At 67.8% G+C, this 12,888-nt stretch carries 12 protein-coding genes; 4 read left to right on the top strand and 8 right to left on the bottom strand.

The window, feature by feature from the left end:
* The first annotated feature begins 8 nt into the window (after window positions 1-8).
* Together OG876_RS28880 and OG876_RS28885 are read left to right on the top strand one after the other, a co-directional pair.
* Complete coding sequence (locus OG876_RS28880) at window positions 9-365, top strand: YciI family protein (protein WP_328519790.1); 357 nt, start codon at window positions 9-11, stop codon at window positions 363-365.
* A complete protein-coding gene (locus OG876_RS28885) occupies window positions 362-1,618 on the top strand; it encodes an RNA polymerase sigma factor (RefSeq protein ID WP_328519791.1) in 1,257 nt (418 codons plus the stop codon). The genes OG876_RS28880 and OG876_RS28885 overlap by 4 nt, the downstream gene beginning before the upstream one ends.
* Here OG876_RS28885 and OG876_RS28890 read toward each other — a convergent pair.
* From OG876_RS28890 to OG876_RS28920, 7 genes are all read right to left on the bottom strand, one after another.
* The gene (locus OG876_RS28890) at window positions 1,548-2,675 is read right to left on the bottom strand and encodes an alpha/beta hydrolase (RefSeq protein WP_328519792.1); all 1,128 of its coding nucleotides are present in this window, start codon (window positions 2,673-2,675) and stop codon (window positions 1,548-1,550) included. The two genes, OG876_RS28885 and OG876_RS28890, sit on opposite strands and share 71 nt — an antisense overlap.
* Before the next feature lie 140 nt (window positions 2,676-2,815).
* Window positions 2,816-3,529 carry a respiratory nitrate reductase subunit gamma gene (gene narI / locus OG876_RS28895; protein WP_328519793.1) on the bottom strand — a complete coding sequence of 238 codons (714 nt, stop codon included), beginning with the start codon at window positions 3,527-3,529 and terminating at the stop codon, window positions 2,816-2,818.
* On the bottom strand, window positions 3,526-4,206 hold the full coding sequence (gene narJ / locus OG876_RS28900) for a nitrate reductase molybdenum cofactor assembly chaperone (protein ID WP_328519794.1): 681 nt from the start codon (window positions 4,204-4,206) through the stop codon (window positions 3,526-3,528). Before narJ ends, narI begins: the two co-directional genes overlap by 4 nt.
* The gene (gene narH, locus OG876_RS28905; protein ID WP_328519795.1) at window positions 4,203-5,831 is read right to left on the bottom strand and encodes a nitrate reductase subunit beta; all 1,629 of its coding nucleotides are present in this window, start codon (window positions 5,829-5,831) and stop codon (window positions 4,203-4,205) included. Before narH ends, narJ begins: the two co-directional genes overlap by 4 nt.
* Window positions 5,831-9,538: a nitrate reductase subunit alpha gene (locus OG876_RS28910; protein WP_328519796.1), complete on the bottom strand. Its 3,708-nt coding sequence runs from the start codon at window positions 9,536-9,538 to the stop codon at window positions 5,831-5,833. The genes narH and OG876_RS28910 overlap by 1 nt, the downstream gene beginning before the upstream one ends.
* Window positions 9,535-10,806, bottom strand: coding sequence for an MFS transporter (locus OG876_RS28915; protein WP_328519797.1), 1,272 nt, complete (start codon window positions 10,804-10,806; stop codon window positions 9,535-9,537). Before OG876_RS28915 ends, OG876_RS28910 begins: the two co-directional genes overlap by 4 nt.
* A gap of 275 nt (window positions 10,807-11,081) precedes the next feature.
* Window positions 11,082-11,303, bottom strand: a complete 222-nt coding sequence (locus OG876_RS28920) for a hypothetical protein (RefSeq protein ID WP_328519798.1) — start codon at window positions 11,301-11,303, stop codon at window positions 11,082-11,084.
* A gap of 156 nt (window positions 11,304-11,459) precedes the next feature.
* On the opposite strand from OG876_RS28920, the gene OG876_RS28925 reads away from it, so the two are divergent.
* Window positions 11,460-11,735 carry a DUF1876 domain-containing protein gene (locus OG876_RS28925; RefSeq protein ID WP_328519799.1) on the top strand — a complete coding sequence of 92 codons (276 nt, stop codon included), beginning with the start codon at window positions 11,460-11,462 and terminating at the stop codon, window positions 11,733-11,735.
* A gap of 175 nt (window positions 11,736-11,910) precedes the next feature.
* Window positions 11,911-12,333 carry an Hsp20/alpha crystallin family protein gene (locus OG876_RS28930; RefSeq protein WP_328519800.1) on the top strand — a complete coding sequence of 141 codons (423 nt, stop codon included), beginning with the start codon at window positions 11,911-11,913 and terminating at the stop codon, window positions 12,331-12,333.
* A 144-nt stretch (window positions 12,334-12,477) separates the two neighbouring features.
* Here the strand turns inward: OG876_RS28930 and OG876_RS28935 are convergent, their stop codons facing one another.
* The gene (locus OG876_RS28935; RefSeq protein ID WP_328519801.1) at window positions 12,478-12,885 is read right to left on the bottom strand and encodes a hypothetical protein; all 408 of its coding nucleotides are present in this window, start codon (window positions 12,883-12,885) and stop codon (window positions 12,478-12,480) included.
* Window positions 12,886-12,888: the final 3 nt, after the last annotated feature.

Consider the following 12,888-nt stretch of genomic DNA (forward strand, 5'->3'; position numbering starts at 1 on the left):
TGAAGTACATGCTGCTGATCTACGTCAATCCGGAGTTCGTCGCGGAGCTGTCGGAGCAAGAGCGCACCGACCTCTTCGGCGAGGTCGACGCGATCATGCAAGACCTTCGCGAGTCGGGCGAACTGGTCGGCGGTGAGGCCTTGGCGGACGCGTCCACAACACGCACCGTCAAGCTGCAGGGCGGGCTTCCCGCCGTGACCGACGGACCGTTCATGGAGAGCAAAGAGCAGTTCGGCGGATATCTCACGGTCGATTGTGAGAGCCTCGACCGGGCCACGGAAATCGCCGCGAGCTGGCCTGACGTGCGGCTGGGTGGAGCGATGGAGGTCCGCGCGATCATGAGCGATTCCGAGGCCGACGTGTGACGACGCAACAGGTCCTGGTCGCGGAGACGCTGCGCGAACTCGCGCCGCAGGTCCTCGGCAGTCTCGTCGCGCGGAACGGCCAGTTCGACGCCTGCGAAGACGCGGTCCAGGAAGCGTTGCTGGCAGCCGCCACCCAATGGCCACGGGACGGGATGCCTGACAATCCACGTGCCTGGCTCCTCACCGTCGCGGGCCGGCGGTTGACCGACTGGTGGCGCAGCGAACGCGCTCGCCGTGATCGTGAGGCAGCGATCATGGCGAGCGAGCTCGAGACGGCCGTCGTACCGGCGCCCGACGAGGAACCACCGTCGAGCGATGACACGTTGAAGCTGCTGTTCTTGTGTTGCCATCCAGCGCTCACCGCGCCATCGCAGATCGCGCTCACTCTGCGAGCTGTTGGTGGGCTCACCACGGCGGAGATCGCCCGCGCGTTCCTGGTTCCCGAAGCGAGCATGGCCCAACGCATCAGCCGCGGGAAGCAACGCATCAAGGCCACTGGGGCACGGTTCGCGATGCCACCCGTCGATGAACGTGCTGAGCGACTGCGCGCCGTCCTGCATGTGCTGTATCTGATCTTCGCCGAGGGCAACACGGCGTCAAGTGGTCCGGCCCTGCTGCGCGATGACCTGACGGCAGAGGCCATTCGGCTGGTCCGTGCGCTCCACGGACTCCTCCCTGACGATGGCGAGGTAAGCGGTCTGCTGGCGCTCATGCTCCTCACCGACTCTCACCGGGCGGCGCGCACGAACTCGCATGGTGCATTGGTGCCGCTGGCCGAACAGGACCGCACCCTGTGGAACCAGACTGCCATCGAGGAGGGAGTCGCGCTCATCACTCATGCGCTGAGTTCATCCCTGCCCGGTCCCTACCAACTTCAAGCGGCGATCGCCGCGGTCCACGCTGAAGCCGCACGTCCGGAGGACACCGACTGGCCTCAGATCGTCGCGCTGTACCGCGTCCTGTCCCACCTCGCGCCCAATCCGATGGTCACTCTGAACCAGGCAGCTGCAGTCGCAATGACGGATGGACCCGCGGCAGGCCTTGAGCTTCTGGAGCCTCTGAGCAAGGACGAGCGCGTAGCCCGCCATCACCGCCTCGCCGCCGTACGCGCGCATCTGTTGGAGCTGGCAGGTGACCATCGAGCTGCCCGCGAGTCCTACCTGGAGGCCGCACGACGTACGACTAGCCTCCCCGAACAGCGCTACCTGGAAGCCCGCGCCGCCCGCCTGGCGCGGTTGCGAGGAACGCGGTGACTCGCTGTTCCCACTCGCGTGGATGGGTTTGCAGAGCCTGGGTGTGTCCGGTGCCAGGGACGATCCACAAGTCGACGCTGCCGGCGGCCGCGGACTGGATGTAGCGGCCTGCGCTGCCCTCGTCGGCACGGTCGCCGGCAGCGATGAGCAGCACCTTTCGTGGCGCGGTCGCAGCGACCGCATCGCGCAGCGCCGGCGGCTGATCCGCGGATGTCAGCAGGCCCGTGACTCCGTAGGTCAGCCAGTCCAGGCCCTCCTGCAGGGTGCCGCGCCAGCCGTATTCCTCGGACAGCCACGCTCGGTCGGCAGGTACTCGATGGGTCGCGCCTTCGGCGACGACTGCACGGATCCTCCGGTCACCTGCCGCCGCACCGATCGCTTCCTCGCCGCCCATCGACAACCCGACCGCTGCAATGAGCTCGTCATCGACGTCCGGCCGCGTCTGGAGGAACGACACGGCCGCGGCGACGTCTTGATCGCCGTACCAACCGAAGTCCATTGCGCGTCCGTCGCTGCGGCCATGACCGCGCGCGTCGAAGAGCAGTACGCCGTACCCGTGATGCGCCAGCACGACAGCGTGATCGAGCACGCTCGAGCGGGTCGAGCCCGCCCCGTGGAGCAAGACAACGGCCGCGTGGTTGCGGGACGGGATGTACCAGCCGGCGAGCTCGACCCCGTCCGCGGTCGGGAACGTGACTTCGGTAAACGTCAGACCGAGGTCCGCCGGAGTTGTCGAGCCGACGGTCGTCGGAGGCACGGTGGTCGCCGCAACCGCCTGACCGATCGTCAGCCCTGCGATGGCCACCGCGGCGAGGAGGACGGGCACCGCCAGCACGCGGTGCCAGCTCCCGGCGGCGCGGATCAGGATCACCCCGCTGACAGCAACCACGGCCAGACCGGCTGCCAGTACGGCGAGGCCGATGACGGTGACGGGATGGAAGCCGGCCTTCGCCAGGTACGGCGGGCCGAGGCCGATCCCGATTCCGAGTAGGAGACATCCGGCACTGAACACCAGACTGCCTCGGACGATCTGTGGGCCGGCACCGACTCGCTTCACCTCGCGTCACCTCCGCCGTCGCTCCCAGCCTCTGCCGCGGCGCACTCGCCACCCAGAGCCGCAGGTCCTGACACGGCGGGGACGACCGACCCTGTCGTGGCGAGTGAGCCAGGCGAGGCGGCCGTCAGGGCCGGGGGTCGTCAGGGGTTGTCCCAGCCGCGGCGCGGAGAGTGAGTGGCGGTCCGCTGGTCGCGGCTGCGGTAGACGATGTAGGGCCTGGTCAGATAGCCGATCGGGGCGCTGAAGACGTGGACCAGGCGGGTGAAGGGCCAGAGGGCGAAGAGGGTGATGGCGACGAGGCCGTGGAGCTGGAAGGTGAGGGGAGCTTCGGCCATCAGGTCGGGGTGGACGTCGAAGCGGAAGAGGCCGCGGAACCAGACCGAGACGCCCTCGCGGTAGTCGTAGTGGCCGAAGATGTTCGCGACCACCGTGTTCACCAGGCCGAGCACGATGACGGTGGCGAGGAACAGGTACATGACCTTGTCCATCCGGGTGGTTGCCGAGAACACCGGTCCGACCGTGCGGCGGCGGTAGATGAGGATGGCCAGGCCGGCGACCGTGCAGAAGCCGGCGATCGCGCCGATCGAGACGGCGAGGAAGTGGTAGAGACCCTCCGAGATGCCGACCGCCTCGGTCCAGGACTCCGGTACGCCGAGACCGATCACGTGCCCGAGGAACACGCCGAGGATGCCGAAGTGGAACAGCGGGCTGCCCCAGCGCAGCAGTCTGTTCTCGTACAGCTGCGAGGACCGCGTGGTCCAGCCGAACTTGTCGTAGCGGTAGCGCCAGAAGTGCCCGATCACGAAGATCGTCAGGCAGATGTAGGGATAGACCACCCACAGGAACTCGCTCATCGGCGTGCTCCCGGAAACGTTGGCATCGGCAACGGTTGGGTCGCCGGGTCGAAGGCCGGTGTCGCGTACGGCGTGAGTCCGACCTCCTCCTGCGGTGGGCCTTCGGCGGCGAGGCGGTCGATCGCGGCGCGTTCGTCACCGGCAAGCGGCGGCAGTGTCGCGGTGATCCCCTGTACGGCGCCGTGCCAGGCGGATCCGGCCTCCGCGAGAGCCAGCCGAAGGATCTCGAGACCCGCGCGGTGATCCATCAGCAAGCGCCACCCGAGTCGCTGGTCGACAGTCGCCGCGTACTCCAGCACCACACAGAGGTGATCGGGCAGCTCGGTATCGTCCAGCACGAAGCCGGACCGCAGGTAGGTCTGCTTGAAGCGCAAGAGTGCGACTCCACGACGCCTGGTGTCTCCGTGGGCGAAGTAGGTCAGGTAGAGGTTGTGCCGTCGCCGGTTGTCGAACGTGTCGACGTACCGTTGCTGGAGCGCGGACAAGTCTTCGGATCCAAGCGCTTGAGCGGTGGCGCGCAGCGGATCCCCGACGGTCCGGGGGAGTTGGGCCGCTCCCTGCTGGATGAGTTGCAGTCGTGAGAGCAGTTCGCCATCGGGGTAGTCGAGCAGCAGCGATGCTGCCTGCCAGGCGATGGTGAGATCGCGAGGGGCCAGTTGCGGGTTCGGGTACTTCATGGCTGATCGGCCTTCGGTGGGAAGAGGCCGTCCGGCTTGCCCTTGCCGTCCCAGTTCAGCAGGTTCACCCGGTCGGCGGTCTGCCGGTCCTTCAGCATCTGGAAGTTCTCGACCGCGATCGGGGTCGGTACGCCGGAACCCTCGCCGAACGGGCCGGATCCGCCCATGCCCGGACCACCTTCGTAGTCGAGCGAGCACTCGGTCGCCAACTCTTCCAGCGCATGCGCCTGCTCGGCGTGCGCCGGTGGGATCACGTAGCGTTCGTCGTACTTGGCCAGTGCGAGCAGGCGGTACATGTCGTACATGTCCTCTTCGGTCATGCCGACCGCGTGCGGGATGCTGCCGTCGGGGTCGCGGCCGAGGTTGATGTCACGCATGTACGAGCGCATCGCGGCGAGCTTGCGCAGGACGAGATCGACAGGCTGTACGTCGCCTGCGGTGAACAACTCGGCCAAGTACTCGATCGGGATCCGCAACGCGTCGATGGCGGCGAACAGGTTCTCCCGTTTCTCGGCGTCCTCGCCGGTCTCCCTGACGACGTCGACGACGGGAGACAGGGGCGGGATGTACCAGACCATCGGCAGGGTTCGGTACTCCGGATGCAGCGGTAGAGCGACCTGGTAGCGGTTGATCAACGCGTAGACGGGCGATCGTCGAGCGGCCTCGACCCAGTCGTGCGGGATCCCGGCCCGCTCGGCTTCGCGTCGTACCTCGGGGTCTGAGGGATCGAGGAACACGTCCCGCTGGGCTTCGTAGAGTCCATGCTCGTCCGGTGTCGACGCGGCGGCCAGGACCTTGTCGGCGTCGTACAGCACCAAGCCGATGTACCGCAGCCGGCCGACACATGTCTCCGAGCAGACCGTCGGCAGGCCGACCTCGACGCGGGGGAAGCAGAACGTGCACTTCTCCGCCTTGCCGGTGCGGTGGTTGAAGTAGACCTTCTTGTACGGACAGCCGGAGATGCACATCCGCCAACCGCGGCAGCGATCCTGGTCGACGAGCACGATGCCGTCCTCGGACCGCTTGTAGATGGCGCCGCTCGGACAGGACGCGGCGCACGACGGGTTCAGGCAGTGCTCGCAGATCCGCGGCAGGTAGAACATGAAGGTCTGCTCGAACTCGAACTTGACCTTGTCGCCGACCTTCTTCAGCACCGGGTCGCGCTCTGCCGTCGCGGCCGAGCCACCGAGATCGTCGTCCCAGTTCGCCGACCAGGACACCTTCATGTTCTGCCCGGAGATCAGTGACTTCGGCCGGGCAACCGGCGTGTGCTGCTGGGCCGGCGCGTCGGTCAGCGTCGCGTAGTCGTACGTCCAGGGCTCGTAGTAGTCCTGGATCGACGGCATCTTCGGGTTCGAGAAGATGGTCAGCAGCTTCTTCAACCGCCCACCTGCCTTGAGTGTGAGCCGACCGCGCTTGGTGAGCGTCCAGCCGCCCTTCCACGTCTCTTGGTCCTCGTAGGTCCGTGGATAGCCCTGGCCGGGCCGGGTCTCGACGTTGTTGAACCAGACGTACTCGGTGCCGGGGCGGTTGGTCCAGGCCTGCTTGCAGGTGACCGAGCAGGTGTGGCAGCCGATGCACTTGTCGAGGTTCATCACCATCGCCATCTGCGCCATGACTCGCATCAGTAGGTCACCTCCTGGGAGCGCCGCCGGATCACAGTGACCTCGTCGCGCTGGTTGCCGGTCGGGCCCAGATAGTTGAAGGCGAAGGACAGCTGGGCATACCCGCCGATCAGATGTGTCGGCTTGATCAGCAGCCGGGTCAGCGAGTTGTGGATGCCGCCGCGCTTCTTCGACGTCTCCGCGATCGGTACGTCGATCAGCCGGTCCTGCGCGTGATGCATGTACACGGTGCCTTCGGGCATCCGGTGCGAGACGATCGCGCGGGCCACCACGACACCGTTGCGGTTGACCGCCTCGATCCAGTCGTTGTCCGCGATGCCGACCTTGGCGGCGTCCTTGTCGCTCATCCAGATGGTCTGACCGCCGCGCGACAGGGACAGCATGAACAGGTTGTCCTGGTACTCGGAGTGGATCGACCACTTGCTGTGCGGCGTCAGGTAGCGAACCGTCACGCCGTGCTCGGTGACCGAGCCGATCTCCGGTTCGGCGAACAGTGCGCCCATGTCGAGTGGTGGACGGTACACGGGCAGGTTCTCGCCGAGCTCGGCCATCCAGTCGTGGTCCAGGAAGAAGTGCTGGCGACCGGTGAGCGTGTGCCAGGGCTTGAGCCGTTCGACGTTGATGGTGAACGGCGAGTACCGCCGGCCGCCCGTCTCTGAGCCCGACCACTCCGGTGAGGTGATGACCGGCACCGGAGCGGCCTGGGTGTCGGCGAACGTGATGCGCTTGCCCTCGTGCTCCGCGGCCAGGTCGTGCAGTGGTTTGCCGACCCGGGTCTCGAGTGTCTTGAAGCCCTCGGTGGCGAGGCGGCCGTTCGTCGTACCCGAGAGGGCCAGGATCGCTTCGCAGGCGTGGACGTCGCGTTGCAGCGACGGCCGGCCGTCGGCGGGGCCGCCCCGGACGGCGCCGTTCTTCGCGCGCAGGTAGTCGACCGGCTCGGTCACGTCGTAGGTGACGCCCTTGGTCGTCGCGCCGAGCTTCTCCATCAGCGGGCCGAGGGCCGACATCTTGGCGGCAACGGCACCGTAGTCGCGTTCGACCTCCACCAGCTTCGGCATCGTGACACCGGGGATCGGGTCGCAGTCGCCGGCCTTCCAATCGCGAACGATGCCGTGCGGATTCGCCAGCTCGTCCGGCGTGTCGTGCAGGAGTGGTACGGCGACGACGTCGCGGCGTACGCCGAGATGCTGCTGGGCCAGCTCGCTGAACTTCTCCGCGATCGTCTGCCACGCGTGCCAGTCGGTGCGGGTCTGCCACGGCGGCGCGATGGCGGGGTTGAACGAGTGGATGAACGGATGCATGTCGGTGGTGTTGAGGTCGTGCTTCTCGTACCACGTCGCGGCCGGCAGGACGACGTCGGAGAAGAGTGTCGTGCTGGTCTGCCGGAAGTCCAGCGTGAGCAGGAGATCCAGCTTGCCGCGCGGCGCCTCGTTGTGCCACTCCACCTCCCGCGGACGGCTGCCCTCGGGCGCCTCGCCGGCTCGTAGCGACGAACCCGCGCCGAGGAGGTGCTCTAGGAAGTACTCGTTGCCCTTGGCCGACGAGCCGAGCAGGTTGGCCCGCCAGATCGACAGGATCCGCGGGAAGTTCTCGGGCGAGTCCGGGTCCTCACAGGCGAACCGGAGCGCTCCCGTCGTGAGTTGGTCGACGACGTGCTCGGCGACCGGCCGTCCCGCGGCGTGCGCCTCGTCGGCGAGGTCGTGTGGATTGCGGTTGAACGTCGGGTACGACGGCATCCAGCCGAGCCGGGCGCTGAGCGCGATCAGGTCGGCGGTGGTCTTCCCGGCCAGTTGTCCCTGTCCCGTCGTCGCGGCCAACGTGTCCGCGCCGAACGGGTCGTAGCGGAACTGGTCGGTGTGCAGGTACCAGTAGGCGGTCTGGATCATCTGCCGTGGCGGCCGTGACCAGTCGAGCCCGAACGCGAGCTGAGCCCAGCCGGTGATCGGGCGGCATTTCTCCTGCCCGACGTAGTGAGCCCAGCCGCCGCCGTTCACACCCTGGCAGCCGGTCAGCGTGGTCAGCGCCAGGAACGCGCGGTAGATGGTGTCGGAGTGGAACCAGTGGTTCGTGCCGGCGCCCATCACGATCATCGAGCGGCCGCGGGAGTCCTCGGCGTTCTGTGCGAACTCGCGAGCGATGCGGGCAGCCGCTGCGGCCGGGACACCGGTGATGCGCTCTTGCCAAGCCGGGGTGTACGGCGCGAGGTCGTCGTACGAACTGGGCCAGTCGCCGGGCAGTCCGGGGCGGGCGACGCCGTACTGGGCGAGCATCAGGTCATAGACCGTCGTGACGAGGTGTCCGCCGATCCGCCGCGCCGGGACGCCACGCATCAGGTCACCGGCTGCCCCGTTGCCGGTGTCGAATCGCGGCAGTCGCAGCAGCACTGTCTCCGCGTCCTCGCCGGCCATCGACAATGCGGGATCGACCGTGCCCAGATCAAGGTTCCACTTGCCCTGACCGGCCTCCCCGAACCGGTGGCCGAGCGATCCGTTCGGTACGACGGGCTCGCCGGTGATCGAGTCCAGCATCACCGTCTTGAAGGGGGCGTTCTCCTCCTCGGGGCCGGGCAGATCGGCCGCGGTGAGGAACTTGCCGGGCCGGTAGCTGCCGTCGGCCTGGTCGAGGCGGACCAGGTACGGAAGGTCGGTATAAGCCTTGACGTAGCCGGTGAAGTACGGCGTCTCGCGGTCGACGAAGAACTCCTTCAGGATCACGTGTCCCATCGCCATCGCCAGCGCACCGTCCGTGCCAGGTGCCGCAGGCAACCATTCGTCGGCGAACTTGACGTTGTCCGCGTAGTCCGGTGACACCGCGATGACCTTCTGCCCGCGGTACCGCGCCTCGGCCATCCAATGGGCGTCCGGTGTCCGCGTCACCGGCAGGTTCGAGCCCCACATGATCAGGTAGCCGGCGTCCCACCAGTCTCCGGATTCCGGTACGTCGGTCTGGTCGCCGAACACCTGTGGCGACGCCACCGGGAGGTCGGCGTACCAGTCGTAGAACGACAGCATCGTGCCGCCGATCAGCGAGGTGAACCGTGCGCCCGAGGCGTGCGACACCATCGACATCGCCGGGATCGGCGAGAACCCGGCGATGCGATCCGGCCCCCACCTCTTCAGCGTGTGCACATACGCGGCAGCGACGAGCTCGGTGGCCTCGTCCCAGGTCGCCCGGACGAGTCCGCCCTTGCCACGGGCGGACTTGTACTTTTGTGCGAGCGTTGGATTGTCGACAATGTGCGCCCAGGCGGCGACCGGATCGCCGCCGTACCGGGACTTGGCCTCGCGGTACATCTGCAGCAGCACGCCACGGATGTAGGGGTAGCGGATGCGCGTGGGGGAGTAGGTGTACCAGGAGAAGGCGGCACCCCGTGGGCAGCCGCGCGGCTCGTACTCCGGCTTGTCGGGACCGACCGAGGGGTAGTCGGTCTGCTGCGTCTCCCAGGTGATGATGCCGTCCTTGACGTACACCTTCCACGAGCAGGAGCCGGTGCAGTTCACCCCATGGGTGGAGCGCACGACCTTGTCGTGACTCCAGCGATCCCGGTAGAAGTCGTCGGCGCTCCGGCCACCGATCTTGTGCAGGGTGCGCAGGTCGTCGGAGACCTCGCCCCTGGTGAAGTAGCGCCGAGTCCGGACCAGGGCCTCACTGAGCCCGCCATCCAGGCCGATGCCCGAGGCGTCCTTCGAGCCGTCCCCAGTGCTCATGCAGCTCCCTCGCTAGTCGCTGTGCGGTGCTCGTGACGCGTCGGGTCGGCGGTCCTTCTCACGATCGTCAGGGTCAGCAGCAACGTCAAGGCCGCGGTGACCGACAGCAACGTCAGGCCGATGCCGTACGACTGGGTGCGGCCGTAGACGTAGCCCATGATCAGCGGGGGCACGAAGCCACCGAGGCCGCCGGCCGCACCGACGAGGCCGGTCACGCCGCCGACCCGGGCCGGGTCGGTGACCTTCGCAACGAGCGCGAAGGTGGCTCCGCTGCCACCGCCGAGAGCGCCGGCCATGGACAGGAACGCCGCGGTTCCGACGTGCTCGAGCAGGGGTGTGGTTGCGGCGACCGCCGCGCCCCCGGCGACGATCGCGTAGCAGCCGGCGAGAACGGGCACCGGCCCGAAACGGTCCGACAGCCAGCCACCGATCGGTCGCATCAGGACGGCGACCACGACGAAGCCGGCCATCCGGTTCGCCGCGTCGGCGGCGCTCAGGTCGTACGCAGTCTTCAGGTACGACGGCAGGTAGACCGAGAAGGCCACATAGCCGCCGAAGGCCACGGCGTACAGGATGCAGGCCTGCCAACTGATCGGGAGCTTGGCGTTCGCCACCAGCCGGGTCACGAACGATCCCTGGGCCGGGCGCCGGTTCGGCGCGTCCCGCAGTACCAGCCACGCCAGTACGGCGTACCCGGCCAGGACGCAGGCTGTGATCACGAACGGAACCCGGTGGCCGGCATTGCTGTACAGCTTCACGGTGGTCAGCGCGCTGATCGCCGTACCGCCCATGCCCGCGCCGAAGATGCCGACCGCGAGACCCTTGCGCTCCGGCGGGAACCAGGCACTCACGAAGGGCACGCCCACCGCGAAAGTGGTGCCGCCGATGCCGAGGAAGAACCCGCCGACCAGGAGTGCGCCGTACGACTCGAGCCCGAAGAAGCCGATGAACAGGATCGGCACGATGGTCGCGGCGGTCACCAGCGGGAACATCACCCGCCCGCCGAACCGGTCGGTCAGAGCGCCGACCGGAATGCGGCCGAGCGAGCCGACCAGCACTGGTACGGCGACCAGCAGCGCGACATCGGACTCCGTCAGCCGACCGAGCGTGCCCTGGGTCCGGAACAACGGTCCGAGCGGACTCAGCAGCGCCCAGGCCCAGAAGTTGACCGCGAACCCCACGGTCGCAACTGCCAGCATCACCCAGGGCGAACCGGACCGCGGACCGACTGCTCGTCCCGCCACGTCGTCGACTCTGAACTTGTTCATCGGAGGTCCTCCAGGCCAGTGTCAGATGTCGATCGTCGCCCGGCGTGGCGCGACCGGCCCAGGGCCATCGGTCCCAAGGGACGGCGCCGAACGGCCCACTCGAGGGTCTCTGAACGGCTGCCGCGTCGCCTCCTTCGCAGAGATCCACCCCGAAGGGCACTTCCTCACCTACGGCATCGGCACATCACTGCGGGCGATGCGCACTCCGGCCACCGCTCGATCCCGGGTCCCAGTGAACTGAGCGAGGCCCTCACCGGCCTGGCGAACCGGGGAGATCAAGTGGCGTCGTGGCCGGACTCAGGGGCAGGCGGCTGCTCGGTCGGCGGGTCCGCTTCCGACTCATCCGCTGCGTTGTCACGGCGGTGGCTCTCCCGGTAGACCTCGACGCCGAGGTGGCGCACGATGCTTTGCTCGGGGTGTGCCGATCCGGTCGTCCGCCGGCTGGCCAGGGTGCGCTTCGCGTCGCGCTGTGTGCGGGCTTTCTCGATGTCTTTCATGGCCGGCTCCCTTCTTGCACTTCCAGCACACGCCGGCTCGCGACCGTACGACAGGGCAGAAGATCCCGCCGAGGCGGACCGGACGGCCCTGGTGCGCGTCGCGGCACCCGCGGACGATGGCCTCGAGGGGTCCATCGATCGGAAGGGGCGAGCATCATGATCGCGAGCAGGCACTGGAGCGTCGAGATCTTCATCGACGAGCACGAGGACGAGCGGACCACCCACGCGGAGGCCCGGTTGCACACCGACGACAAGACGCAACTCGTCGGCCGGGGCACGGCCCACCGGAACCCGAGTGACACCGACATCGCCGAGATCGGCGACGAACTCGCCGCGGCGCGGGCGCTGTCCAACCTGGCGCACGAGCTGCTCGACGCCGCCGCGTCCGACATCGAGCAGATCACCCACGAGCACATCCGCCTGCACAACTGACCGCAGCTACGGGCACCGCCGGCCTCAAGGTAGCCGGCCAGCCGGCACAACGGGTGTCGAGCATCGGGGTCACCGGCGGCGGGACGAAGGCCTGCCAGGGCCAGTGCCTTTGGCCCTGCTGTGTCGCCGCGGCGCGAGGTGAGGTGGAGGTGAAGGACAACAGAAAGGAGACATTATGACGACGCTCCAACACAGAGACAACCGGCGTCAGTTCGCGGACCTGTTCGACTGGGCCGAGGGATTGCCGAGTCTGTTCCCCATGCCGGCGATGATGCGCGGCGTCCGGATCGAGGAGTTCAGCGACGACGACAAGTACGTCATCCGGGCAGAGCTGCCCGGCGTGGATCCGGCGAAGGACGTCAAGGTCGAGGTCGCGAACGGGATGCTGACCATCTCCGCGACTCGTCAACAGGAGGAGCACGACGGTGCCCGCTCGGAGTTCCACTACGGCACGCTCACCCGCCGGGTGCTGCTGCCGGACGGAGCCGACGAGAAGGCCGTCGTGGCCAAGTACACGGCCGGAATCCTCGAGGTGACCGTCCCGATCTCGGCGAAGGCCGCCGAGGCGCGCACGATCACGATCGAGCACACCGACTGACACCTACCGGCCCGACCTGGTGCACCAGGCCGGGCCGGCACACGAAGAGATGTGGTCGACGACGTCGAAGCCATCATCAGCGCCGCCGACTTCAGCGAGAAGACCGACGGCGCCCAGATCATCTTCATCTGAGGGCTATGAGTGCTACCGGCCAGTCCGGAAGGTGTGGCGGGCCGCCGGGATCGCGAAGCACAGGGCGGGGACGGACCAGAGCCAGAAGCCCCAGCCGAAGCACATCAGGGCCAGATGGAAGGCGATGACCGCCACGTAGCCGGCGCGCGGACTCTTGACCAGGAGTACGGCGATGGTCAGTTCGGCCAGGGCGAGGAGGAGGGCCCACAGCGTCGGGTCGGCCATGAAGATGTTCTGCCAGCCGTCGTACACCCAGCCGAACAAGGCGCCGTCGGCGAAGGGGCGGTAGGAGTCGGGGGTGGTCAGGGCAAGGTAGACGTGGACGCAGGCGCCTGAGGCGAACAGGGCCACGAAGCCCCAGTGGATCGCGCGCCACAGCGGGTTGGAAGCCACGGGCGTTGTGGCGGGATGTGTCGTCATGGG

Origin of the sequence: Kribbella sp. NBC_00359 (assembly GCF_036097425.1) — a bacterium.
Classification (GTDB): Bacteria; Actinomycetota; Actinomycetes; order Propionibacteriales; family Kribbellaceae; genus Kribbella.